General features: G+C 69.8%; 26 protein-coding genes. 18 read left to right on the top strand and 8 right to left on the bottom strand.

Features of this window, described 5'->3' with window-relative positions; translation table 11 throughout:
• Nucleotides 1-8: 8 nt before the first annotated feature.
• Nucleotides 9-671: a TetR/AcrR family transcriptional regulator gene (locus tag GXW76_RS08755; RefSeq protein WP_211861628.1), complete on the bottom strand. Its 663-nt coding sequence runs from the start codon at nt 669-671 to the stop codon at nt 9-11.
• Nucleotides 672-811: 140 nt separating this feature from the next.
• Between GXW76_RS08755 and GXW76_RS08750 the strand changes: the two genes are divergently transcribed.
• A complete protein-coding gene (locus GXW76_RS08750; RefSeq protein ID WP_211861627.1) occupies nt 812-1,777 on the top strand; it encodes a Bug family tripartite tricarboxylate transporter substrate binding protein in 966 nt (321 codons plus the stop codon).
• Nucleotides 1,778-1,896: 119 nt separating this feature from the next.
• The gene (locus GXW76_RS08745; protein ID WP_211861626.1) at nt 1,897-3,516 is read left to right on the top strand and encodes a tetratricopeptide repeat protein; all 1,620 of its coding nucleotides are present in this window, start codon (nt 1,897-1,899) and stop codon (nt 3,514-3,516) included.
• 45 nt (nt 3,517-3,561) lie between these two features.
• Here GXW76_RS08745 and GXW76_RS08740 read toward each other — a convergent pair whose 3' ends face one another.
• Nucleotides 3,562-4,359 carry an enoyl-CoA hydratase/isomerase family protein gene (locus GXW76_RS08740; RefSeq protein WP_211861625.1) on the bottom strand — a complete coding sequence of 266 codons (798 nt, stop codon included), beginning with the start codon at nt 4,357-4,359 and terminating at the stop codon, nt 3,562-3,564.
• Nucleotides 4,360-4,646: 287 nt separating this feature from the next.
• On the opposite strand from GXW76_RS08740, the gene GXW76_RS08735 reads away from it, so the two are divergent.
• Together GXW76_RS08735 and GXW76_RS08730 are read left to right on the top strand one after the other, a co-directional pair.
• Nucleotides 4,647-4,973, top strand: coding sequence for an NIPSNAP family protein (locus GXW76_RS08735; RefSeq protein WP_211861624.1), 327 nt, complete (start codon nt 4,647-4,649; stop codon nt 4,971-4,973).
• A 31-nt stretch (nt 4,974-5,004) separates the two neighbouring features.
• Nucleotides 5,005-6,195: a M20 aminoacylase family protein gene (locus tag GXW76_RS08730; protein ID WP_211861623.1), complete on the top strand. Its 1,191-nt coding sequence runs from the start codon at nt 5,005-5,007 to the stop codon at nt 6,193-6,195.
• A gap of 7 nt (nt 6,196-6,202) precedes the next feature.
• Here GXW76_RS08730 and GXW76_RS08725 read toward each other — a convergent pair whose 3' ends face one another.
• Both GXW76_RS08725 and GXW76_RS08720 read right to left on the bottom strand, forming a co-directional pair.
• Nucleotides 6,203-7,777: an ABC transporter substrate-binding protein gene (locus tag GXW76_RS08725; protein WP_211861622.1), complete on the bottom strand. Its 1,575-nt coding sequence runs from the start codon at nt 7,775-7,777 to the stop codon at nt 6,203-6,205.
• Nucleotides 7,778-7,893: 116 nt separating this feature from the next.
• Entirely contained in the window at nt 7,894-8,220 is a 327-nt protein-coding gene (locus GXW76_RS08720) for a DUF1330 domain-containing protein (RefSeq protein WP_211861621.1), read from the bottom strand.
• Nucleotides 8,221-8,395: 175 nt separating this feature from the next.
• On the opposite strand from GXW76_RS08720, the gene GXW76_RS08715 reads away from it, so the two are divergent.
• Entirely contained in the window at nt 8,396-9,091 is a 696-nt protein-coding gene (locus tag GXW76_RS08715) for a winged helix-turn-helix transcriptional regulator (protein WP_211861620.1), read from the top strand.
• 143 nt (nt 9,092-9,234) lie between these two features.
• Here GXW76_RS08715 and GXW76_RS08710 read toward each other — a convergent pair whose 3' ends face one another.
• A complete protein-coding gene (locus GXW76_RS08710) occupies nt 9,235-9,918 on the bottom strand; it encodes a GntR family transcriptional regulator (RefSeq protein ID WP_211861619.1) in 684 nt (227 codons plus the stop codon).
• Between the two features lie 102 nt (nt 9,919-10,020).
• Between GXW76_RS08710 and tcuA the strand changes: the two genes are divergently transcribed.
• The 5 genes from tcuA (at nt 10,021) to GXW76_RS08685 (ending at nt 15,313) form a co-directional block, all read left to right on the top strand.
• Nucleotides 10,021-11,418 (top strand): FAD-dependent tricarballylate dehydrogenase TcuA, encoded by a 1,398-nt coding sequence (gene tcuA, locus GXW76_RS08705; protein ID WP_211861618.1) that lies wholly within the window; start codon nt 10,021-10,023, stop codon nt 11,416-11,418.
• A 4-nt stretch (nt 11,419-11,422) separates the two neighbouring features.
• A complete protein-coding gene (tcuB, locus tag GXW76_RS08700) occupies nt 11,423-12,541 on the top strand; it encodes a tricarballylate utilization 4Fe-4S protein TcuB (protein WP_211861617.1) in 1,119 nt (372 codons plus the stop codon).
• Between the two features lie 101 nt (nt 12,542-12,642).
• Nucleotides 12,643-13,263 (top strand): M35 family metallopeptidase, encoded by a 621-nt coding sequence (locus GXW76_RS08695; RefSeq protein ID WP_211861616.1) that lies wholly within the window; start codon nt 12,643-12,645, stop codon nt 13,261-13,263.
• A gap of 473 nt (nt 13,264-13,736) precedes the next feature.
• Nucleotides 13,737-14,909, top strand: coding sequence for a thiolase domain-containing protein (locus GXW76_RS08690; protein WP_211861615.1), 1,173 nt, complete (start codon nt 13,737-13,739; stop codon nt 14,907-14,909).
• A 5-nt stretch (nt 14,910-14,914) separates the two neighbouring features.
• The gene (locus tag GXW76_RS08685; RefSeq protein ID WP_211861614.1) at nt 14,915-15,313 is read left to right on the top strand and encodes a Zn-ribbon domain-containing OB-fold protein; all 399 of its coding nucleotides are present in this window, start codon (nt 14,915-14,917) and stop codon (nt 15,311-15,313) included.
• Nucleotides 15,314-15,406: 93 nt separating this feature from the next.
• Here the strand turns inward: GXW76_RS08685 and GXW76_RS08680 are convergent, their stop codons facing one another.
• Entirely contained in the window at nt 15,407-15,619 is a 213-nt protein-coding gene (locus GXW76_RS08680; RefSeq protein ID WP_211861613.1) for a dodecin, read from the bottom strand.
• A gap of 335 nt (nt 15,620-15,954) precedes the next feature.
• On the opposite strand from GXW76_RS08680, the gene GXW76_RS08675 reads away from it, so the two are divergent.
• The gene (locus GXW76_RS08675) at nt 15,955-16,464 is read left to right on the top strand and encodes a CHAP domain-containing protein (protein WP_211861612.1); all 510 of its coding nucleotides are present in this window, start codon (nt 15,955-15,957) and stop codon (nt 16,462-16,464) included.
• Nucleotides 16,465-16,477: 13 nt separating this feature from the next.
• On the opposite strand, the gene GXW76_RS08670 is transcribed toward GXW76_RS08675, so the two are convergent.
• Nucleotides 16,478-17,140, bottom strand: a complete 663-nt coding sequence (locus GXW76_RS08670; RefSeq protein ID WP_211861611.1) for a hypothetical protein — start codon at nt 17,138-17,140, stop codon at nt 16,478-16,480.
• Between the two features lie 187 nt (nt 17,141-17,327).
• Between GXW76_RS08670 and GXW76_RS08665 the strand changes: the two genes are divergently transcribed.
• A complete protein-coding gene (locus GXW76_RS08665) occupies nt 17,328-18,308 on the top strand; it encodes a Bug family tripartite tricarboxylate transporter substrate binding protein (RefSeq protein WP_211861610.1) in 981 nt (326 codons plus the stop codon).
• Between the two features lie 34 nt (nt 18,309-18,342).
• Here the strand turns inward: GXW76_RS08665 and GXW76_RS08660 are convergent, their stop codons facing one another.
• Nucleotides 18,343-19,347 carry a TerC family protein gene (locus GXW76_RS08660; protein ID WP_211861609.1) on the bottom strand — a complete coding sequence of 335 codons (1,005 nt, stop codon included), beginning with the start codon at nt 19,345-19,347 and terminating at the stop codon, nt 18,343-18,345.
• A gap of 298 nt (nt 19,348-19,645) precedes the next feature.
• Between GXW76_RS08660 and GXW76_RS08655 the strand changes: the two genes are divergently transcribed.
• From GXW76_RS08655 to GXW76_RS08630, 6 genes are all read left to right on the top strand, one after another.
• Nucleotides 19,646-19,912, top strand: coding sequence for a twin-arginine translocase TatA/TatE family subunit (locus tag GXW76_RS08655; protein WP_211861608.1), 267 nt, complete (start codon nt 19,646-19,648; stop codon nt 19,910-19,912).
• 84 nt (nt 19,913-19,996) lie between these two features.
• A complete protein-coding gene (locus GXW76_RS08650) occupies nt 19,997-20,608 on the top strand; it encodes a methylthioribulose 1-phosphate dehydratase (RefSeq protein WP_211861607.1) in 612 nt (203 codons plus the stop codon).
• The gene (locus GXW76_RS08645) at nt 20,605-21,144 is read left to right on the top strand and encodes a 1,2-dihydroxy-3-keto-5-methylthiopentene dioxygenase (RefSeq protein WP_211861606.1); all 540 of its coding nucleotides are present in this window, start codon (nt 20,605-20,607) and stop codon (nt 21,142-21,144) included. The genes GXW76_RS08650 and GXW76_RS08645 overlap by 4 nt, the downstream gene beginning before the upstream one ends.
• Nucleotides 21,145-21,151: 7 nt before the next feature.
• A complete protein-coding gene (gene mtnC, locus GXW76_RS08640; protein ID WP_211861605.1) occupies nt 21,152-21,850 on the top strand; it encodes an acireductone synthase in 699 nt (232 codons plus the stop codon).
• 83 nt (nt 21,851-21,933) lie between these two features.
• Entirely contained in the window at nt 21,934-22,977 is a 1,044-nt protein-coding gene (corA, locus tag GXW76_RS08635; protein WP_211861604.1) for a magnesium/cobalt transporter CorA, read from the top strand.
• A gap of 143 nt (nt 22,978-23,120) precedes the next feature.
• Nucleotides 23,121-24,092, top strand: coding sequence for an acetamidase/formamidase family protein (locus GXW76_RS08630; RefSeq protein ID WP_211861603.1), 972 nt, complete (start codon nt 23,121-23,123; stop codon nt 24,090-24,092).
• The last annotated feature ends 73 nt before the right edge of the window (nt 24,093-24,165 follow it).

The following is a 24,165-nucleotide window of genomic DNA, read 5'->3' as shown; positions in this document are numbered from 1 at the left end:
CGACGCTTTCAGCCAGGCCGGACGTAGCGCAGCACGGCCTCGACGATCATCCGCCGATGTGCGTCCACCGTCGCGGGTGCGCGCAGGTCGCGCCCGAAGATGGCGCCGAGCGTGTGGCGGTTGGACACGCGATAGAAGCAGAAGGAGCTGATCAGCATGTGCAGGTCGAGCGGGTCGAGGCCAGCGCGGAAGGCGCCCTCTCGCTCGCCGCGCGCGATCAGGTCGCGCAGCGTGCCGATCACCGCCGCGTTGCGCTGTCGGATGGTGGGGGAAGCGGTGACGTGCCGCCCCTCGTGGATGTTCTCGACGCTGACGAGCCGCACGAATTCGGGGTGCGCGGCGTGGTGGTCGAAGGTGATCTCGACCAGGCGCTGCAATGCCTCGAGCGGCGGCAGGGATTCGAGGTGCAACGCCTGCTCGGCGTCGCGCATGCCGCCGTACATTTCCTCGAGCACCGCGGCGTAGAGCTGCTCCTTGCCGCCGAAATAGTAGTAGATCATGCGCTTGGTGGTGCGCGTGCGCGCCGCGATGTCGTCGACGCGGCCGCCGGAAAAGCCCTTCTCGCTGAATTCCGCGATGGCGGCGTCGAGCAGGTCGCGCTTCGTCTGGTCGGGGTCGCGGACCCGGCGCAGCCGCTCGGTGCCGCCCTCAGCGGGGATATGCTCGGGCATCGGATCCGTACTCCATGGTTCGTACATTAGAAGCGCGACCCGCGGATCGGTAGGGGTTTCGCCGCGGCTGCACCCTTGGTGGAGGCGGGCGGCAGGGATAGCCTCGGCGGCAACCCCGGACCGGGGACGGAGGGAACGACATGCTCACACGACGCCTGCTCGGCGCGGCGGCGCTGGCAGTGCCGGCAATGCCTGCCCTGGCGCAATGGCAGCCGACGCGGCCGATCCGCATGCTGGTGGGCTTCGCCCCCGGCGGCGGCACCGACATCACGACGCGCACCATCGCGGCGAAGCTGCAGACGCTGCTCGGCCAGCCCATCGTGGTGGAGAACCGCCCCGGCGCCGGCGGCAACCTCGCGAGCGAAGCCACCGTCAATGCGCCGGCCGACGGCTCCGCGCTGATGATGGGGACCATTGCTTCCCTGGTGATGAACCCGATCATGACGCGGTTGTCCTTCGACGTGCTGGCGGACCTGACGGCGATCGGGCGGTCGGTCGAGGTGACGAATGTGCTGGTGGTCTCCCCTGACCGACCCTGGCGCACGCTGCCGGAACTGATCGCCGCGGCGAAGGCGCGGCCGGGGGTGTTGTCCTATGGCTCCTCGGGTGTCGGCGGGGCGGGGCACCTGGGTGGCGCGCTGCTCGATTCCATGGCCGGGATCGAGACGATCCACGTGCCCTATCGCGGCGGCGGGCAGCTCATCACGGACATCCTCTCGGGCAAGGTGGACTATTCCATCGCCACCGCCGCGACCGTGCTGCCGCATATCGAGGCCGGGCGGCTGCGCGCGCTCGCGGTGCCTTTCGCGCGGCGCAGCGCGCTGCTGCCGGACGTGCCGACGGTCGCGGAAGCCGCGAACCTGCCCGGCTACGAGGTGGCGAACTGGTACGCGATGATGGGCCCGCGCGGCCTGCCGCGGCCGATCGTGGATCGCGTCAACGCCGCGCTGAACGAGGCGATGCGCGACCCGGAGGTGGCCTCGAACCTGGCGAAGCACGGGCTCGAGCCGGCGCCGAGCACGCCGGAGGAACTCACCGGCTTCATCCGCGCCGAGACCGCGAAGTGGCGCCCGATCATCGAGGCGGCGGGCGCCACCGCGAACTGAGGCGCCGCGCGCCGAGGGATCGTTGCGTTATCCTATTGATGTTGTGGGCGGCCACCCCGGAGGCGTAGGGTCCCCCGCGCCGGGGTGCCCGGACGGGCCTCCCGGCATGGGAGGAAGACATGCCGAAGGTGATGCTTCCCTGGGCAGTCGCCCTGGGCGTTTCGTTATGTGCGGGCCCGGCGGGCGCGCAGCAGCAGCCGGGCCATGGTCATGGCGGCATGCCCCCGTCCGCCGCAACGCTCGGCCAGGTGCATTTCCCGGTGACCTGCACGCCGCAGGCCCAGGTGGCCTTCGACGAGGCCATGAAACTTCAGCATTCCTTCTGGTACCAGGCCGCGGCCGAGGCGTTTCAGCGCGTTCGCCAGGCCGACCCGAACTGCGTGATGGCCTATTGGGGCGAGGCGCTGGCCCTGCTGGTCAACCCGTTCACCGTGACGACCGTGGCCAATCTGCGGGCCGGCCGCGCGCTGCTGGCGGAAGCGCAGCGCATCGGGGCACGCAGCGAGCGCGAGGCCGGCTTCATCGCCGCGCTGTCGGAACTCTATGGCAACGAGGACCCGACGACGCACCGCGCGCGGCTCGAACGCTACGAGCAGGCGATGGCGCAACTCCACCAGCGCTTCCCCGACGATCCCGAGGTCGGCATCCATTACGCGCTTGCCCTCGTCATGGTCGCGCCGCCGACCGACAAGACCTATGCGCGCCAGATCCGCGCCGCTGAGATCCTGGAACGCGAATGGGCCCGTCAGCCGCAGCATCCGGGCGTCGCGCACTACCTGATCCACACCTTCGACACGCCGGCGCTGGCCGCGCGCGGCGTGCCGGCGGCGGAACGCTACGCGGGAATTGCGGCGGACGCGCCGCATGCGCTGCACATGCCTTCCCACATCTTCACCCGCGTCGGGCGCTGGGATGACTCCATCGCCACCAATCGCCGGTCCGCCGAGACGGCGCGTGCGCGCGAGGCCATCTTCGACGAAGTGCATGCGTTCGACTACCTGGTCTACGGCTATCTGCAGACCGGCCAGGTCGCGGCGGCGCGACAGGTGGTGGCGGATCTCGAAAGGTTTGCATCGTGGAACCCGCCGGCGCCGATCTTCGGTTGGGCGCTGACCGTCATGCCGGCCCGCGTCGTCCTGGAGCGCGCCCAGTGGGACGATGCGGCGGCACTGCCGTCCGGGCGGCAGACCGCACCGCTCGTCGTCGCCAATACGCATTTCGCCCGCGCTGTCGGCGCGGCGCGGGCCGGCCGCCCCGATGCAGCGGCGGCCGACATCGCGGCGCTCCGCGCCTCCGCGGATGCGCTGCGCGCCGCGAACGACCCCTACTGGGCCGATCAGACCGATATCCTGCGGCTCGCCGCGGAAGCCTGGGTTGCCTTCGCGCGCGGCGAGCGCGACCGCGCCCTCGACATCATCGCGGAGGCTGCGGCGCGCGAGGACCGTACCGACAAGCACCCGGTGACGCCGGGGCCGCTCTTCCCGGCGCGCGAGCAGCGCGCCGAGATGCTGCTGATCATGGGCCGCAATGCCGATGCCCAGCGGGAATACGAGGCGGTCGGGCAGACCGAGCCGAGGCGCTTCCGCGCGGTCTATGGCGCTGGCCGCGCGGCCGAGCTCGGCGGGCAGCGTGACGCCGCCCGCCGGCACTATGCCTTGCTGCTGGAGATCGCCCCGCGGGCCGATTCCGACGTGGCGGAGGTCGCCGCCGCGCGGGCCTACATGGCCGCCAACCCGTAAGGCGGCCGGCAGCGGCGTCTGACCCTGGCGCCGCTGCCGTCCCGCTCAGCGTCCCTTGAAGACGGGCTTCCGCTTCTCGTTGAAGGAGCGGATGCCCTCGATGCGATCCTCGGTGTTGACGAGCTGGTTGTAGGCCTCGATCTCGAAGCGCAGCGCCGTGCGGATGTCCATCTGCAGGCCGAAATGGATCGACTTCTTGGCCTGCCGCACCGACAGCGGCGCGTTGGCCGCGATGGTGCGGGCCGTGTCCATCACCGCCGGCATTAGCTCGTCCGCCGTGCAGAGGCGGTTGAGGATGCCCCATTCCAGCGCCTGCGCCGCGGTGAACGGCTTGCCGGTCAGGATGATCTCCTTCGCGCGGCGTTCGCCCACCACGCGCGGCAGGTTCTGCGTGCCGCCGGCGCCCGGCATGATGCCGATGGTCACTTCCGTCAGCGCGAAGCGCGCAGTGTCCACGCCGTAGGCGAAGTCCGAGGCCAGCACCATCTCGAGCCCGCCGGCGAAGGCGTGGCCGGAGACGGCGGCGATGATCGGGATCGGGCAGTCCATCTGCGTCCAGAAGGCGCGCTCGAAGATCTCGTGCTGGGCGCGCCAGGCGGCATCGGTCATGCCGTTGCGCTCCTTGAGATCGCCGCCGCCGCAGAACGCCTTCTCGCCGGCCGCGGCGAAGATGACGCAGCGGACGTCGCCCGGCTCGGCGATCAGGCGCGACCATTCCGCGTGCAGGTCGCGGCCCATCTGCGTGTTCAGCGCGTTCGAGACATGCGGCCGGTTCAGCCGCACCACCAGGATGTGCGGCTCGGGCGTTTCCAGCGCGAGGGTCTCGTAGTGCGGCAGGTCCATGGTGTCCTCCTCGGGATTCGGTGCGGCGCAGACTGCGTCAGCCGCCGCCGTCTGTCAGCGTCCCGGCCGGTCGCGGATCGAGGAATGGCGCGAGGCCTGGTTCGAGACCCCGGATCCCGAGGCCGGGATCCGGCGCGCCCCCCCGGCCGAAGGCATGCGCCGACCCGCCCGGTCCGTTGCGGCCGCCCCGGGGCCTGTCGCCATTCCGTTGCCGGTGAGGTGAAATGCGGCCCGGCGCCGTTCCGGGGTGTGCGGCGCGGCAGATCACTGGCAGGAAGGGAGCCACCATGATCCACGAACTCCGCATCTACCGCTGCGTGCCCGGCCGCCTGCCGGTGCTGCTCAAGCGGTTCGAGACCATCACGCTGAAGCTGTGGGAGAAGCACGGCATCCGCCAGGCCGGCTTCTGGACCACGGTGGTGGGCGAATCCAACCAGGATCTCCACTACCTGCTGGCGTGGGACTCCCTCGCCGAGCGGGAGGCGAAGTGGACCGCCTTCCAGCACGACCCCGAATGGATCGCGAAGCGTGCCGAGACCGAGAAGGACGGCCCGATCGTCGCCAACATCACCAACGCCTTCCTTCAGCCGACCGCCTTCTCGGCGGTGAAGTAGCGGCGGCACGGCCACAAGGACCCGGACGGACATGGACCACAGCCGGACGCGCGCCCGCATCGCGCGCCACATCCCCGAACTCGTCGCCATCCGGCGGGACATCCACGCCCATCCCGAACTCGGCATGGAGGAGGACCGCACCGCCGCCCTGGTGGCGCGGGAGTTGCGCGCCCTTGGCATCGAGACGGTCGAAGGCGTCGGCAGGTACGGCGTCGTCGGCACGCTGAAGGGCAAGCGGCCGGGGCAGGGCGCCATCGGCCTGCGCGCCGACATGGACGCGCTGGCGCTGACCGAGCACACCGGCCTGCCCTACGCCTCAACAGCGGCGGGCCGCATGCATGCCTGCGGGCATGACGGGCACACCACGATGCTGCTCGGCGCCGCGCGCGCGCTGGCCGAGGACCCGGACTTCGCCGGCACGGTGCACTTCATCTTCCAGCCCGCCGAGGAAGGCCGCGGCGGCGCGAAGGCGATGCTCGCGGACGGGCTGTTCGAGCGCTTTCCCTGCGACGCCGTGTACGGGATGCACAACATGCCGGGCATCCCGGTCGGGCATTTCGCGCTGCGCAAGGGGTCGATGATGGCCGCTTCCGGCCGCTGGACGGTGATCTTCCGCGGTTCCGGCGGGCATGGCGGGAACTCGCCGCACCTCGCGAACGACCTTGCGGTGGCGCAGGCGATCTTCGTGCAGGCGATGCAGGGCATCGTCAGCCGCGACGTGCCCGCGCTCGAAAGCGTCGTGGTCAGCGTCGGCCACATCGCCGCCGGCACGCGGGAGGCGCTGAACGTCATGCCGTCCGAATTGCTGATCGGCGGCACGATGCGCGCCTTCAACCGCCCCATGCAGGACCTGGTCGAGCGGCGCATCCGCGAACTCGCCGACCTCGCGGCGGCGAGCCAGGGCGCCACGGCGGAGACGACGCTGTCCTGGGGCACCGTCCCGCTGATCAACCACGAGCGCGAGACCGACGTGATGGCGGCTGCCGTGCGCGCCGTCGCCGGCGATGCCGCGCTGGACACGGGCATGGCGCCGGTGACGGGCGGGGAGGATTTCTCCTTCATGATCGAGTCCAAGCCCGGCGCCTTCGTCTTCATGGGCAACGGCACGGGGCCGGACGGGCATGTGCACGCGCTGCACACGCCGCTCTATGACTTCAACGACGAGGCGCTGCCCTTCGGCGTCGCCTTCTGGGTGGACCTCGTCCGGCAGGAACTCGGCTGAGGTCCGCTCAGCGCGCCGCCGGGCGCGCGTGATAGGCGACCAGTTGCTCGTCCATGCGCGGCGTGTAGGTCACGCCGCGCTTCGCCGCGACGATCACCACCTGGTTGTAGAGGGGGATGAAGGGGATCTGCTCGCCCGCCTCCCGCGCAACGTGGCGGAGATCCTCCTCCCGCCCCGGGCCGGTGTGCTCGATCACGCCGGCGATCAGCGCGTCGAGCCGCGCGTCGCTGAATCCGCCGCGGTTCCCCTGCCCGAAGGCCTGCGCCGGGATGCGCGTGTGGACCGCGGTGGACAGGATGTAGGAGGCATCGCGCGACGAGGACAGCGACAGGCCGTAGAGCATCAGCGGAAGGTCGTTCCTGTTCGCCAGCGTGCGAGGGGAGAAGACGTTCCAGGGCTGCGTCTCGACCCGCACCTGGAAGCCCGCCCGCGTCAGCATCTGCCCCGCCGCCTGGCAGACGCGGGCGTCGTTGACGTAGCGGTTGTTGGGGCAGCCGATGGTCAGGCCGAAGCCGTCCGGGTAGCCGGCTTCCGCCAGCAATGCGCGGGCGCGGGCCGGATCGGCGGCGGGCAGGGCGATGGCGGGATCGAAGCCGCCGAACTGCTCCGGCACCATCTGCACCGTCGGCACCGCCTGGCCGTCCAGCGCGCGGTCCGCGAGCGCCTGGCGGTCGATGGCGAGCGAAAGCGCCTGGCGGACGCGCAGGTCGCGCAGCGGGTTGCGTGGCAGCACCTGCCCGGCGCCGTCCACCAGCAGCGGGAACTGGTCCAGCCGGACATTGGGCAGCAGGTACATGATGCGGTCGGAATTGCGCCGGAAGACCGACACGCGCGCATCACGCTCCAGCCGCGCCACGTCGGCGGGGGGCACGCTCTCGATCAGGTCCACGTCACCGCTGAGCAGCGCGGCGAGGCGTGCGGAATCATTGCCGATGACGCGCAGGTTGACGCGCGCATAGGCCGCCTTCCCACCCCAGAAGGCATCGTTGCGCACCACCGTCATGCCTTCCGAGCCGCGCGCCTGTTCCAGCCGGAAGGGGCCGGTGCCGATGGCGGCGCGGCCGCTGGTGAAGTCGGCGGTGCCGGCGTTCTCCGTCGCGCGCTTCGAGACGACGAAGATGTTCGTCAACTGCCCCGGCAGCACCGGATTGGGGCGGTCGGTGTGCAGGCGGACGGTGTGGGCGTCCACCACCTCCACCCGCGTGATGGTGCGCAGGTTCGACGTGTAGGGGCCGGGATTGTTCGGCACGTTCGGCACGCGCGCGATGGAGAAGGCGACGTCCTCCGCCGTGAAGGGGCTGCCGTCGTGGAAGTTGACGCCGCGGCGCAGGCGCAGTTCCCAGACCTGGGGCTCGATCATCTCCCAGGTTTCGACGATGCCGGGGACGAAGCGGCTTTCCGGGTCGCGGTTGATCAGGCTGTCGTAGATGTGCCGGGCGGCGGCCATGTTCGGCCCGGCGAAGAGGAAATGCGGGTCGAGGCCGAAGGGCGCTTCCACCCCCACCGTCAGCGTCTGCGCCTTCGCAGGCTGGGCGAACGCAAGCAGGCAGGCTGCCGCGAGGGCAGAACAAAGTCGCGTCACGGGGGTCTCTCCTGCGGCCGGGCCCAGCCTTCGGCACGCCGGAGAGAGAGTCAACGCGCGCGGCCTCGCCGCGCCGAACAGTCGCCCATGGCCGACCGTTCGGCGTGGTCCGCGCGTCACCCCTTGCGGAGATAGGGGATGGTTCCGGCGAGGTCGGTGTCGTCGATCATGGTGAAGCGGCTCTCGCTCCCCACCTGCCGGGCCGCGGCATGGGGCGCGTAGTCGGCGTCCGTGGCGAAGGCCTGGACCGCCTCGGGCGAGGGAAACTGCATCAGCGCGACCAGAGTGGTCTCCGGCGGGCTGCCTTCCAGCACCTTCACATTGCCGCTGCGGGCGAGATACCGCCCGCCGTGCCGGTGCACGATCTCGTGCACCGATGCTGCGTAGGCGGGCACCCAGGCGCCATCGGTCACCTTGATGTCCGCGATCACGAAGACGGTCATTGCCGTCGCCTCCTGCACTTCCCTGCCGGGCATGATTGCCCGCGGGTGGTGGGCATCTCGGGGGCAGGCCGCGGTGCGGGTCCAGTGCTGCGACTGTACCGGGCAGTACAGTCGCAGCACTGGCATCGCCCCGGCAGAAGGACGAAGCTCAGTGCCGGATCCGGAGGATCGGTCGATGATCGCCCCTGGCTACAAGCAGTTCTGCCCGGTCGCCATGGCGGCCGAGGTGCTGTGCACGCGGTGGACGCTGGTGCTGCTTCGGGAACTGGTCGCGGGCTCGACACGCTTCAACGAACTTCGCCGCGGCGTCCCGAAGATGTCGCCGACCCTGCTGTCGCAGCGGCTCAAGGACCTTGAGCGGGCGGGGATCGTGGAACGGCGCGAACTCACGTCCGAGCGCGGCGTCTTCGAATACTGCCTCACCGAGGCCGGCAAGGACTGCCGCCCGGTCGTGGAGGCCCTCGGTTTCTGGGGGCAGAAATGGGTCGAGGCGAGCCTGTCGCTCAGGAATCTCGATCCCTCGCTGCTGATGTGGGACATGCGCCGGAACCTCAGCCCGGCGCCGCTGCCGAAGCGCCGGGTGGTGGTCCAGTTCCTGTACGGCGAAATGCCGCCTTCGAAGCGCCTGTGGTGGCTTGTGATCGAGCCGGACGGGGAGGTGGATCTCTGCTGGTCCCCCCCCGGCTTCGAGATCGATCTTTTTGTCGAAACCGACCTCAGGACGATGACGGCGATCTGGATGGGGCTCACGACCATCGAGAAGGAGCGGGACCGGATCGACCTGACCGGCGACCGCGATCTGGCTCGGACCATGCAGACCTGGCTCGGGCTGAGCCCCTTCGCGGGCGAGCGGAAGCGCGCGCTGGCCTAGGCGGCGGTCGGCCGGATCACAGTGGGCGCGGCGGCGCGCCTGGAGCGGCCTCCGTCCGCCTCGGTTCACGGACGCCGCTCCAGGCCCTTGTTTCTGCGAGCATCTTCACCCGATCAGGTGAGTCCACCTGATCGGGATCTGCTCTAGGCATCCCCGCCGGGCGTGGCCAGCGGTACACCGAGCGTGCCGATCATCCAGGCGAGGCGGTGCTTCTGCGCGGCGCGGGCGTGACGCCGCGCGGCATCCTCGGCTGCCGCCCCGTCGCGGGTGAGGATCGCCGCGAGAATGGCGCGATGCTCGGCATGCGCCTGTTCCGCGCGGCCGCCGCGCGTCAGCAGCGTCGGCAGCAGCGCCATGGTCGCGGCAAGTTGCTCGAGGCTGCGCAACAGGTAGCGGTTGTGGGCCGCGAGGTAGAGCAGCCCGTGCAGCCGCTGGTTCGCCTCGGCCAGCGCGCGGGCGTCGCCGAAGGCCTCGGCTTCGTGCTCGACGATCTCGGCCATGGCGGCGATCTCGGTCTCGCTGGCGTGCTGGGCGGCGAGGCGGGCGGCAGCACCTTCCAGCACCTCCCGCATGACGTAGAGTTCCACCACCTGCTGGTGGTCGGGGCGCGTCACGGTCAGGCCGCGGCGGGATTCGTGGGTCAGCAGGCCCTCGGCTTCCAGCCGCGCGATCGCCTGGCGGACCGGGGTGCGGGAGACGCCGAAGCGCGCCGCCAGGTCGGTTTCCGTCAGCCTTTCCCCGGGCGCGAGGCTGCCCTCGCGGATCGCCGCGCGGATGCGGGCATAGGCGGCCTCGCCGAGGTCGCGGGCTGGGGTGGTGCCGTCCATGGTGCTTCCATACCGGAACGGCGGCGGCGCCGGAACGGGTATCTGGACATCCTTGGATACATCTGTACACATCATCGGCGAACAAGCGGGACCGGGGGTGCGATGGCGGACCTGACGCAGACCTTCGACGTGCTGGTCGCGGGGGGTGGCAATGCCGCGCTCTGCGCCGCCATCACCGCGCGCCAGGCGGGTGCTTCCGTCGTGCTGGCCGAGCACGCGCCCAGGCCCATGCGCGGCGGCAATTCGCGCCACACGCGCAACCTGCGCGCGCTGCATCACGGCCCGACCGGCGTGCTGACCGACTCCTACCTCGAGGAGGAGTACTGGGACGACCTGAAGCGCGTGACCGCCGGCAAGACGGATGAGGCGCTGGCGCGCATGTGCATCCGCGCCTCCGAGCACGCGCCGAAGTTCCTCGAATCCTGCGGCGTGGTGTTCCAGCCCTCGCTGTCGGGGACGCTGTCGCTGTCGCGGACGAATGCGTTCTTCCTCGGCGGCGGCAAGGCGCTGGTGAATGCGCTGTACCGCACGGCGGAGGCGCTCGGGATCGTCATCCTCTATGACACCGAAGTGCAGCACATCGAGGTGAAGGACGGCTTCGCCACCGAGGCCATCCTCTCCCACCGCGGCTTCCCGGCGAAGATCAGGTTCAAGGCGCTGGTCGCTTCCGCCGGCGGCTTCCAGGCGAACCGCGAATGGCTGCGCGAATACTGGGGCGACGCGGCGGATAATTTCCAGATCCGCGGCACGCCCTATGCCCAGGGGCGCATCCTGAAGGACCTGCTTGGCCAGGGCGTGCAGCAGGTGGGCGACCCGACGCAGTTCCACGCGGTCGCGAACGACGCGCGCGCGCCGATGGAGGATGGCGGCCTCGCCATGCGCCTCGACTGCGTGCCCTTCTCGGTCGTCGTGAACCGCGATGTCGAGCGCTTCTACGACGAGGGCGAGGATGTCTGGCCGAAGCGCTACGCCATCTGGGGCCGGCTGATCGCCCAGCAGCCCGGCCAGGTCGCCTTCGCGATCAATGATTCGAAGGCGCAGCTCGACTACCTGCCGCCGGTCTTCGCGCCCTATCGCGCGGACAGCATCGCGCAACTCGCGGCGCAGATCGGGCTGGATGCGGCGAAGCTGGAGAAGGTGATCGCCGACTACAACGCCGCGGTGCAGCCCGGCACCTTCAGCGGCCAGACGCTCGACGACTGCCGCACCGAAGGGCTGACGCCGCCGAAGTCGCACTGGGCGCGCAGGATCGACACGCCGCCCTACTACTGCCACCCGCTCAAGCCCGGCATCACCTTCACCTTCCTGAGTGTGAAGGTGAACGAGCGGGCGCGCGTGATGATGGCGGACGGCTCGCCGAGCGGGAACATGTTCGCCAGCGGCGAGATCATGTCCGGCAACATCCTCGGGCAGGGCTACCTCGCCGGCTTCGGCATGACCATCGGCACCGTCTTCGGCCGCATCGCGGGCGAGGAAGCGGCGAAACTGGTGAGGAACTGACGCGATGGCCCAGGAATCCGAGACCGTCGCCGAAGCCCGGCGACTGATGGAGATCTGCAACGCCTGCCGCTACTGCGAAGGCTATTGCGCGGTCTTCCCCGCGATGACGATGCGGCGCTCCTTCACGGAAGGCGACCTCACGCACCTCGCCAATCTCTGCCATGGCTGCAAGGGCTGCTACCACGCCTGCCAGTACGCGCCGCCGCATGCCTTCGGCATGAACATCCCCGCGACCTTCGCGGAGCTGCGGCAGGAATCCTACGCGAAGCACGCCTGGCCCGCGCCGATGGGCGCGCTGTTCGCGCGCAGCGGCACGGTGGTCTCGCTGTTCGCGGCACTCGGCTTGGCGCTGGTACTGATCCTGACCGTGGCACTGCAGGACCCGGCGGTGCTGTGGTCCGCGCAGCGTGGCGTCGGCGCCTTCTTCCGCGTCATTCCCCACTGGCTGATGATTGCGCTCGGCCTGCTGACCTTCGGCTATGCGATCTTCGCCATGGCGATGGGGGCGCGGTCCTACATCAAGGCGACGGGCGGCACGGGCGGCGGCTTCGCCCCGGCGCCGGCGACGGAAGCGGCGGTGGACATCGTCACCATGCGCAACCTCGGCGGTGGCGGGCATGGCTGCAACGACCTCGACGAAGGCTTCTCCACCCGCCGCCGCTGGCTGCACCAGGCGCTGTTCGGCGGCTTCATGCTCTGCTTCGCCGCCACCTGCACGGGCACGATCTACCACTACCTCCTCGGCTGGTATTCGCCGCACGCCTTCCTTTCCCTGCCCGTGCAGTTCGGCTTCTGGGGCGGCGTGCTGATGATGATCGGCGCGGCGGGGCTCGCGCATGTGAAGATCGTGACCGATCCGGGGCCGGTGGCGAAGAAGCTGGCGGGCGGGGAATTCGCGATGCTCGCGCTGCTGTTCCTGATCGCCGCGACGGGGCTGCTGCTGCTCGCCGTGCGGCACACCGGGGCGATGGGCGTGATGCTCGCCATCCATCTGGGGCTGGTCTTCTCCTTCTTCCTGCTGATGCCCTACTCGAAGATGGTGCACGGCGTTTACCGCGGCATCGCGCTGCTGCGGAATGCGAAGGAGAAGCGCGGCGCAGCGCCGGCGGCCTCGGCCGCCTGAAACCAGGGGAGGGGACGCCCCCTCCGCCTGAACCGTTTCATCGCCGGGCCGGTTGGCCCGGCGCATCGTCCGTCTGCCACCCGAACCCAAGGCAGACCGAGATGCGCAAGTCCCTCGCCACCGCCGCCGCCCTCGCCGCCATCGTGCTGGCGCCGCTGCCGGTCGCCGCGCAGGGCACCAAGTTCCCGCAGGGCCAGCCGCAGGCGCTGGCCCGCGACGGCGCCTGCTCCGCCGAGCAGATGGTCGTCGTCCGCCGCGGCTTCGCCGATGCGCGGCAGATGAGCAACCGGGCCATCGCGTCACTCACGATGGAGCCCGAGGTGGTCCGCCCGCACCTCGCCCGCTTCTTCGGCTCCAACCCCGCCGGCGCCATCGCCAAGAACTTCCGCGCCATCTCGGTGGGTCTCGACCAGCGCGAATCCCGGCTGGTCTACGAGTGCAACCGCACCGACGCCTGCCGTGGCAGCACCTTCGCCTATGTCCGCTGGGGCGGGAATGCGCGCGAGGTGATGGGCCTCTGCCCCGCCTATTTCAGTGCCGCGCGCAGCGGCCAGGACAGCCAGGGCGGCATCATCGTGCATGAGATGAGCCACCTCGCGCTCGGCACGCGCGACCACGCCTACCAGCCCCGTGGCGCCGAGGCGCTGGCCAAGGACGACCCGGCGGCCGCGCAGATGAACGCCGACAGCTACGAATACTTCACCGAGTTCCTGCCGCGCTGACATGCCCCCCAGTCGGCAGTGAGCCCCGCCGGGCGCCGTGCAATCCCGCACGAGCCCGGCGGGGATGCTTTTTTCAAGCCCTCGGAGGCCGGGCCGCGACCGGCAGCCGAACCTCCTGCCGAACGCCCCGGTTTCTTCGCCGATGGAGGTGTTCCGCCGGATCCACGGCGTGCCCGCGATCTCAATTCCCAACTCATACCCGGGTTGCAACCAGCACGGATCTGACGAGCACGCCCTGGCCCCGCTGTTGCGCGGAGGCCTCGGCCCGATCGCCGGCCCGTGGTGGGACATCGGCGAAAAAGGCCGGATCGGCCGGCGCTTCCCCACCCGCGCGCCAGCCCTGAAGGCCAAGGAAGGGAGGGGGATTCGCGGGAGGTTCTCCTGCCCCGGCCTTCTCCCCCGCCCCCTCGACACATCCCGCCCCGGCTGCTTCCCTGCGCCCGTCACGCAAAGCAGGAGGATACGCCCCCGCCATGAGCATCAACGGCGCAGCCTATATCGTCGGGGCCTTCGAGCACCCGACGCGGAAGGCCGAGGGCCAATCGGTCGCTCAGCTGCATGCGGAGGTCGCCTATGGCGCCCTTCAGGACGCCGGCCTGTCGAAGGACGACGTCGACGGCTTCTTCTGCACCTCCGCCGCCCCGGGCCTCGGCCCGATCAACATGGCGGACTACATGGGGCTGACGAAGCTGCGCCATGTCGACAGCACGGACATGGGCGGCTGCTCCTACGTCATGCATGTCGGCCACGCCGCGCAGGCGATCAGGGAAGGCCGCTGCAACGTCGCGCTGATCACGCTCGCCGGCCGTCCGCGCGCGGAAGGCATGGCGACGGGCACGGTGCCGCGGTCCTGGGCGCCGAACATCCCGGACGATCCGTTCGAGATCCCGATGGCGCGCACGGTCGTGACCTCCTACGCGATGGTCGCGCAGCGCCACATGCACCAGTACGGCACGACCTCCGAGCAGCTCGCCTGGATCAAGGTCGCCGCGTCGCAGCACGCGCAGCACAACCCGCATGCGATGCTGCCGAAGCCGGTGACGGTCGAGGACGTGGTGAACTCGCCCATGGTGGCGGACCCGCTGCATCGGCTCGACTGCTGCGTCATCTCCGACGGCGGCGGCGCGCTGATCGTCACGCGGCCGGAGATCGCGAAGTCGCTGAAGCGTCCGCTGGTGAAGGTGCTCGGCTGCGCCGAGGCGACCAAGAACCAGGCGGCCGGCGGCATCGACCTGTCGTATTCCGCGGCGCGCGCCTCGGGTGCGGCGGCCTTCGCCGAAGCGAAGGTGAAGGCTTCCGACATCCAGTACGCCTCGATCTACGACAGCTTCACCATCACGGTGCTGATGCAGCTCGAGGACCTGGGCTTCTGCGAGAAGGGCCAGGGCGGCAAGTTCGTCGCCGACGGCAACCTGATCAGCGGCGTCGGCAAGCTGCCCTTCAACACGGATGGCGGCGGGCTGTGCAACAACCACCCGGCCAACCGCGGCGGCATGACCAAGGTGATCGAGGCGGTGCGCCAGCTTCGTGGCGAAGCGCACGCCAAGGTGCAGGTGCCGGGCTGCAAGCTCGCGCTCGCCAACGGCATCGGCGGCCTGCTCGGCCACCGGCACGGTGCCGCCACCCTCATCATGGAGCGGGAGTGATCATCATGGCGACGATGTCCGCCAATCGCGCCATCCCGGCGCCGAAGGAAGACCCCACCACGAAGCCGTTCTGGGACGCTGCCCGCGCGGGCAAGTTCCTGATCGGCCTGTGCAAGGATACCGGCAAGCACTTCTGGTATCCGCGCGGCTGCTCGCCCTACACCCTCTCGAACAATGTCGAGCTGGTCGAGGCGAAGGGCACCGGGACGATCTACTCCTTCACCGTCATGCGCTCGAAGGAGCCGCATGCCCCGGCCTATGTCGAACTCGACGAGGGCCCGCGCGTCTTCACCAACATCGTGGACTGCGACCTCGATGCGCTGAAGATCGGCCAGAAGGTGAAGGTCGTGTTCAAGCCGACCGAGGAAGGCGGCGCCCCGGTGCCGATGTTCACGCCGGCCTGAAGGAATTCGGGGGGAAGGGACCTTCCCCCCGTTTCCAGGCTGTTCCGGGTCCTCGCCGGGCCCCGGTGCATCCGCGTCGTGGCGCAGGCAATCCTATTCCTCGACGCGGAAGCCTACCTTGATGCTCACCTGGTACTGGGCGACCTTTCCGTCCTGCACGCGGCCGCGGATCTCGCCGACCTCGAACCACTCGATGTGGCGAAGCGTCTTCGCGGCGCGGGCGATCGCCGTTTCGATCGCGTCGCTGACCGATTTCTTGGAACTGCCGACCAGGTCAGTCCTGCGATAGACGGGCTCGTCCTGCATCCTTCCCTCCCTCGGTTCTGCCGTCTTCCGGCACGGGCGAGCCTAGACCCGCAATCGCTGCGGGTGTGGAACGCCGTCGATCCCCACGGGCGGAATCCGGGCGGCCGCCGGCCGGGCGGGATGCCCTGACCGGGGGAAGATACTCGCGAAAATACAGGGTCTCGGCGGCTGCCATGGGTCGACGCCACGGAAGCGGCGCGAGGACGGACCCGCAGGCATGGTCCGCGCAGGATGAACGAGTTCGCGGCGAGGCAATTCCCCATCCTCGGTAGCCATTCCCCTTTCGCTCCGAGTTCGGCTAGATTGAATCCAGGGGAATCAGGGGGTTCGGGGTCATGCTTCGCATGATCGCGATGCTGGCCGCGCTAAGCCTTGCGGCTTGCGGCAGTTCGGGCGGCGCCAGGCCGCGGACCGGCGTGCCGGGATATGCGGGGGGCGACATCTCCTGCGTGCCCTATGCGCGGGCACGCTCGGGCATCGACCTGCAAGGGGACGCCTGGGAGTGGTGGGAGGCCGCCGCCTCGACGAGCCGCTACGACCGTTCCCGCCGGCCGCGGGCCGGCTCCGTGCTGGTCTTCATGCGCACCTACCGAAATCGGACAGGGCATCTTTCCGTGGTGACGCGGGTGGTCTCCTCGCGGGAGATCCGGGTCGACCACGCCAACTGGGCGAGCGGGCGCAACCGCGGCCGCATCGCGCGCGACCAGCCGGTGGTGGACGTCTCGCCCAACAACGACTGGTCCCTGGTCCGTGTCTGGTATCCGCCGGTGAACGACCTCGGCCAGAGCACCTATCCGACCTTCGGCTTCATCCACGGCGGCACGCTGGTGGCAGAGGCACGGTAGGCGCCCCGCCCGCTCACTCCACCGCGGCGACCTGAGCCGCGACGCCCGCCTGGGCGCGCTGCCGTTCGAGGCGGTCGAGCTCGTCGGCCTGCTCGCGCTGCATGACCATCAAGGCGGGGTCGCAGGTGGTGGTCTCGGCATTGGCGCGGCAGCGGTCCTCGGCGAGGGCGAGCGCGGCGGCGCGACGGGCGATGATGGCGTCCCGCCGCCCGGAGAACCAGAGTTCGCGCGCCGCTTCCGAAGGAAAGAGCGCGGGCGGCAGCGCCACCGTCACCTCCGCCGGGTATCGCATGGTGCGCGCCGAGGCGAGGCTGAACACCGTCGCCGTCGCGCCGATGATCCCGTTCGGGGCCATGCGGAACACCGCCGGGTCGTCCTGCGGGCGAAGCAGGTCGATCCCTTCCAGGTGGCCTTCCGCCACGCAGCGCACCTCGAGCGTGATGTGGGATCGCGAGAGCTGCACGGTGCCGGGCGTGGCCAGCACCTCCGCCATGACGCGGTCGCCGCGGTTCACCGTGCAGCGGGCACCGGGCGGATCGCTCGCCACCGCGACCTCTCCGTTCCAGGCGGGCTGGGGGTTCGCGGCACGGAGCGCGGCATTCAGCGCCACGGTCGCGCAACCAGGCAGGACGAGCATCGCGCCGCACAGAAGGCCGGCGCGCAGCAACGCGATCATGGGGTGCGCTCCTGTCGGGGAACCCGTCCAGGTTGCATCGCACATCCATGCGGAATGGTGAAGGAAGTTCGGCGCGGCGCCGGGCCGGGAACTTGCGGCAGCCGGCCGCCCATGCTGGATACTCGGCCGATGCGGGGGAGTCGCCGGCCGGTCCGGAGCGCCCGATCGCCCTGCCGGAGGAAGCGCCATGACCCTCACACGCCGCGGCCTCGCCGCGCTGCCCGTCCTTGCCCTCGCCGCGGGCCCGGCGCGCGCCCAGGCCGCGTGGCCCGACCGGCCTGTGCGCTTCGTGGTGCCCTTCCCGGGTGGCTCCAGCCCTGACCTGACCGGGCGGGTGGTGGCGGAACATCTCGGCAAGGTGCTCGGCCAGCCGGTGGTGGTGGACAACCGGGCGGGCGCGGGCGGGAACATCGGCACCGACTTCATCGCCAAGGCGACCGATGGCCATGTCATCGGCCTTTCGATCAATGGCCCGCTGTCGACGGCGCCCGCCCTGTATCCCAACCTCCCCTATGACCCGGTCAAGGACCTGATTGCGGTCTCGTTGCTTGTCCGCGGGCCGCAGTTCCTGGTGGTGAACAAGGATCTTCCGATCACGGACCTGGCAGGGTTCCTGGCCGAGGTGCGCGCCAATCCGGGCAAGCTGGCCTTCGGGTCGGTGGGGTCGGGCTCGGGCGGGCATCTCGGCATGCTCGACCTGCTCGCCCGGTCGGGCGGCGGGCTGGAGATGCTGCACGTCGCCTATCGTGGCTTCCCGGCCGCGACGCTGGACCTGGTCGCCGGTCGCATCCAGGCGATGATGGTGACGACGGCGGCGGTGCTGCCGCAGGTGCAGGCCGGGCAGATCCGCGCCATCGCCGTGACTTCGGCCGACCGCTTCGCGCCGACGCCGCAGGTGCCGACCCTGGCGGAACAGGGCCTGCCGAATGCCGAATCCTATGGCTGGCAGATCATGGTGGTGCCGGCCTCGACGCCGGCGGAGCGCGTCGCGCGCCTCGCGGCCGAGGTGCAGCGCGGGCTGCGCGAACCCGCCGCCCGCCAGAGACTGGAAGGCGCCGGGTTCGAGGTGATGGCGACGACCCCGGCCGAGGCCGCCGCCTTCCTGGCGCAGGAAACCGAACGCTGGGGCGGCATGATCCGCCGCCTCAACATCCGTCCGGAGGATTGAGGGGGGAGGGGCGCGCTCCGCCCCTCCCGCCCCGTCACTGCGCCGCGATCGGCGTGTCCTTCCTGGTCTTCCACAGCGACCACAGGACGCCGCCCGTGATCAATGCCAGCGTCACGCCGAGCGAGATGGCCGGATCGACCTTCCCCACGATCTGGTTCCAGAAGATCTTGCCGCCGATGAACACCAGCACGAGCGCCAGCGCGTATTTGAGGTAGTGGAAGCGGTGCACCATCGCCGCCAGCGCGAAGTACAGCGCGCGCAGGCCGAGGATGGCCATGATGTTCGCCGTGTAGACGATGAAGGTGTCGGTCGTGATGGCGAAGATCGCCGGCACGCTGTCCACGGCGAAGATCAGGTCCGCGATGTTGATCACCACCAGCGCCAGGAACAGCGGCGTGGCGACGCGCACCATCTTCCCCGTCTTCGCATCGGCCTCCTTCACGAAGAATTTCTGGCCGTGCAGCGTGTCCGATACCCGCATGCGCCGGCGCATGAACTTCACCACCGGATTCCGCGAGATGTCCTGCTCCCCTTCCGGTACGACCAGCATCTTGATGCCGGTGGCGATCAGGAAGGCGCCGAACAGGTAGAGCACCCAGGCATATTGCTGCACCAGCGCCGCGCCCGCCGCGATCATGATGCCGCGCAGCACGATCACGCCGACGATGCCCCAGACCAGAGCGCGGTACTGGTACATCCGCGGAATGGCGAAGTAGCCGAAGATCAGGCTGATGACGAAGACGTTGTCGATCGACAGCGCCTTCTCGATGAAGAATCCGGTGAAGTAGGCGACGCCGGCATGGCTGCCGTCGGTGGTGGTCAGTTCGCCGCTCTCGTAGGCCCACCAGATGCCGGCGCCGTAGAGCGAGGCGAAGCCGATGTAGAAGGCCGAGAGCCAGAGGCTCTGGGCGATCCCCATCTCCTTGTCGCGCCGGTTCAGCACGCCGAGGTCGAAGGCGAGCAATACCAGCACGACCGCCAGGAAGCCCTTCCACATCCAGAGGGGCTTGCCGAGCCATTCAGCCGAAAAGAATTCCATTCCCCAAACAACTCCTCTCTGGCGCGACCCGACATCGGCCAAAGAGGGCCCGGATCGCGCGATTTCCACGCGATCCGACATCACGGACGCCTCGCCATGCATGGACGGGCGGCCGCCAGAGGGGCCCGGATCGTTGCGGGAAATGGTTTCCGGACCCGAAGGCGTCAAGACCCGTTGCGGTGCGGCCCCGGATGTCCCATGTGGATTTGCACGGGCGCCGCCGGGACACTAGGTTGCGCCCCGTTCATACGGCCTTGGCCGCTCCGGGGGGCGGCCACAACGGGATCGAGGCGTCGCCATGGGTTCGTTCAGCATCTGGCACTGGCTGGTCGTGCTGCTCGTCATTCTGCTGCTGTTCGGCAGCGGCAAGATCAGCGGGCTGATGGGCGACCTGGCCAAGGGCATCAAGTCCTTCAAGGCGAACATCAAGGAAGACGAGAAGGACGCCTCCATGGAGGCGCAGGCCACCACCCCGCCGGCCGGCAACATCGCCGGGCCGCAGCAGGGCCAGGCCAGCGCCACCCAGGCGCAGCCGCAGCAGGGCAGCAGCCGCCCCGCGGCCTGACGCCGCCTTCCGGCCTTCCGAGGATGGCCCCGTCGTGCCCATAGGGCGCGGCGGGGCTTCTCGGTTTCCAGGAATTGCAGCGAGATGAAATTCGACGACGCCGCCGCGGCCATCGTCGCGGCCGGGCAGCGCATGGATGCGATGGGCTGGGTGCCGGCGACCGCGGGCAATATCTCGGTCCGCGAGAGCTCTGGCCGCATCGCCATCACCCGCTCGGGCTGCCACAAGGGGCAGCTCACCCCGGCCGAGGTGATGCGCGTGGATGGGGATGGCGCCTCCCTCGAACCCGGCGCGCGGCCATCCTACGAGACGCTGCTCCATTGCGGCATCTACCGCCGCTTCCCTGACGCCGGGGCGGTGGTGCACGGGCATTCCGTGGCCAACACGGTGCTGTCCCGCCGTGCGGGTGATGAGATCCGCCTCTCCGGCTACGAACTGCTCAAGGCCTTCCCCGGCGGGCCGACCCACGAGACCGAAACCGCCGTCCCGGTGCTGGACAACGACCAGGACATCCCGCGCCTGCAACGGATGCTCGACGCGTTGTGGGACCGCACGCCGGATGCCCCTCCGGGCTACCTGATCCGCGGGCACGGGGTCTATGTCTGGGGCAAGGACATGGGCCACGCCGTGGCGCGGCTCGAAGCCCTCGAATTCATGCTGCTCTGCCACCTCGAGGAAGGGAGGAACGCCCGATGAGCCTTCTCACCATCCGCGACGCCGCCACCGGCGCCGAAACCCTGAAGACCGACGACCCGGCGAGGATCGCCGAGGCGCTGGCGCCCATCGGCGTGCGCTTCGAGCGCTGGCCGGTCGCCGAGTTGCCTGCGGGCGCGGAGGCCGACGCGGTGCTGGAAGCCTACCGTCCGCATCTCGATGCCTTCCTGAAGGAGACGAAGGCCGGTACGGCCGACGTCATCCGCCTGACCGCGGACCATCCGCAGAAGGACGCGATCCGCGCGAAGTTCCTCTCCGAGCACATCCACACCGAGGACGAGATCCGCTTCTTCCACGAAGGCGCGGGCAATTTCGTCATGCATGTGGAAGGGAAGATCTACGACGCGCACTGCACGCGCGGCGACCTGATCTCCGTGCCGGCCAATACGAAGCACTGGTTCGACGCGGGCGCCGAGCCGCACGTCACCGCGCTGCGCGTCTTCACCGACACCACGGGCTGGACGCCGCACTACACGGGCAGCGACATCGCCGCCCGCATCCCCGTCTCCGTGGGCTGACGCGTCCTTGGCCGCCCCGCCCGCCTGCATCCTGACCGACATCGAGGGCACGACCAGCGCCATCGCCTTCGTGAAGGAGACGCTGTTCCCCTTCGCGGCGGCCGAGCTGGATGCCTTCCTCGACGCCCGCGGAACGGCGCCCGAGGTCGCTTCCATCCTCGCCGATGTCGCCGCCGCGGCACCGGGCGAGGACCCGCGCGCCGCGCTGCGCCGCTGGATGGCGGAGGACGCCAAGGTCACGCCGCTGAAGACCCTGCAGGGGCTGATCTGGCGCGCGGGCTACGAGGACGGGCGGATCAAGGGCCATCTCTGGCCCGACGTGGCGCCCTGCCTGCGGGCCTGGGCGAAGGCGGGGCTGCGGCTGGCGGTCTATTCCTCCGGTTCGGTCGAGGCGCAGAAGTTGCTCTTCGGCCATTCGGCGGCGGGCGACCTGGTGCCGCTCTTCTCGGGCTTCTTCGACACCCGCGTCGGCGGCAAGCGGGAGGCGGCGTCCTACGCCACCATCGCCACTGGCCTGAACCTGCCCCCGGACGAGGTGCTGTTCCTCTCGGATGTCGCGGAGGAACTCGATGCCGCCGCGGCGGCGGGCCTCGCCACCTGCCAGCTGGTGCGCGCGGCGGACGGCACCCGGCCTTCCGGCCGCCATCCGGAAGCGCCGGACTTTGCCGCCATTGCCCGCCGCTTCGGACTGCCCGCCCCGACCTGAAGACCCCCCCGTGGCGCCGGCGCCGAGGCGCCGCTACATAGTCCCATCGCCCCTTCAATCCTGACGAGCAGGAGGCCGCTGCCATGCTGACGACCTGGACGGTCGAAGACGGCCGCTGTCGCGTGCGCGAAGGCGCGATGTCCGACATCACCGATGCACTGCCCAACGAGGCGCGCGAGGCCGCTGCCGCCGTCGCCGCGCCCGAGGCGCTGCGCCGCGCCATCTGGATCGACCTGCTCAACCCCACCCCTGCCGAGGAGAAGGCGGTGCAGGCCGCGCTCCGCGTCGAGATCCCGACGCGGGAGGAGATGCAGGAGATCGAGAGCTCCTCCCGCCTCTATCGCGAGGACGACGCGCTCTTCCTGACCGCGAACTTCCTCTATGGCGTGGACAGCGGGGAATACAGCTCGACCGCCATCACCTTCGTGCTGACCAACACCACGCTGGTGACGGTGCGCTACGCCTCGCCCAAGGCCTTCACGGTCTTCTCGGCGCGCGCGCAGCGCCAGCCGGTGTCGCTGCTCGTCTCCGCCGATGCGGTGATGCTCCATCTCTTCGAGCAGATCGTGGACCGGCTCGCCGACATCCTCGAGCGTGTCGGCGCCGACATGGACCGCGCCAGCCAGCGGACCTTCCGCGCCGCGCGCACCAACCTCAAGGCGAACCGCCGCGACGATCAGCTCAAGGAGACGCTGATCACCCTCGGCCAGGTCGGCGAGGTCACGACGCGGACCTCCGAGACGCTGCTCGGCCTCAACCGCATCCTCGCCTTCGTGAGCGCCGAGAAGGCCTCCGCCGTGCGCAAGGAGAACCAGCCGCTGATCAAGACGCTGGTGCGCGACGTGCGCTCCCTCGTCGATCACGCGAACTTCCTCAACAGCAAGGCGCAGTTCCTGCTCGATGCGGTGCTCGGCGTCATCAACGTCGAGCAGAACGCGATCATCAAGACCTTCACCGTGGCCTCGGTCGCGCTGATGCCGCCGACGCTGATCGCGAGCATCTACGGCATGAACTACGAGAACATGCCGGAACTGAAGTGGGAGTACGGCTATCCGCTCGCGATCGCACTGATGATCGGCAGCGCCATCCTCCCCGTCTGGTACTTCCGCCGCAAAGGCTGGCTCTGATACGGGCGGCGGCGAGCGTTGACCCGTGGTCAGCGGCCGCGGCCGCCGGTATCCCCATTGTTCCGCGCGCGGCCGCCCCGCCAGCCCCGCGTGCGGATACGCCCGGCAATGCTGCCGGGCGTAGAACCCGCAAGGACCCGCGCATGAGCGAACCCACCCGCGTTGCCGCATCCCTGACGAACTGCCGCTGGGGCGCCTTCGACGCCTCCTTCCCGCCGGTCGCCAGCATCGACCCGGGAGAGGTCGTGGTCCTCGAATGCGTCTCCGGCGGGCCGGAGCAGATGCCGCCGCAGGAAAAGATGATGGCGGTGCACCCTGTGCTGCGGGAGATCCACCAGAAGCTGCCGCGCCTCGGCGCCCACGTCATCACCGGGCCGGTCGAGGTCCGCGGCGCCGAGCCGGGCGACGCGCTGCGCATCGACATCGAGAAGATCGAACTCGGCGCCGACTGGGGCTTCTGCGGCTTCCGCCCGCTCTTCGGCACGCTGCCGGAGGACTTCCCCTATCGCCGCACGCTGCACATCCCGGTGGACAAGGCCGCGATGACCTGCCGCCTGCCCTTCGGGCCCAAGGAGGGCGGGATGGACCTGCCGCTCGCACCCTTCTTCGGCGTGATGGGCGTGGCCCCGCCGCGCGACTGGGGGACGGTCAACACCAAGGAGCCGCGCGCGATCGGCGGCAACCTCGACAACAAGGAACTGACCGAGGGGACGACGCTGTTCCTGCCGGTGTTCAACGAGGGCGCGCTGTTCTCCGCCGGCGACGGCCACGGCGTGCAGGGCGACGGCGAGGTCTGCATCAACGCGCTGGAAATCTGCCTGACGGGGCATTTCCGCCTCTCGCTGGTCAAGGGCGGCGGGGCGAAGGATCCGGTGCTGAAGTTCCCGCGCGCCGAGACGAAGACCCACTACATCACCATGGGCATGAACGAGGATCTCGACCTCGCCATGAAGCAGGCGCTGCGGGAGATGATCGCCTTCATCTGCTCGCGGACGAACCTGTCGGACGCGGATGCCTACCAGTTCTGTTCGCTCGCGGTGGATTTCCGCGTCACCCAGACGGTGAACGGGGAGAAGGGGGTGCACGGGATGCTGAAGAAGGGGCTGCTGTTCTGACAGGGCACCGGAGGGGCGCCGCCCCTCCGGACCACCCCGCCAAAGGCCGAAAGGCCTTTGGAAACCAGGATAT

It is taken from the genome of Neoroseomonas soli (assembly GCF_018129065.1).
Classification (GTDB): domain Bacteria; phylum Pseudomonadota; class Alphaproteobacteria; order Acetobacterales; family Acetobacteraceae; genus Neoroseomonas; species Neoroseomonas soli.
The sequence above is the reverse complement of the archived record's forward strand: the minus strand, read 5'-3'. Positions and strand labels throughout refer to the sequence as shown.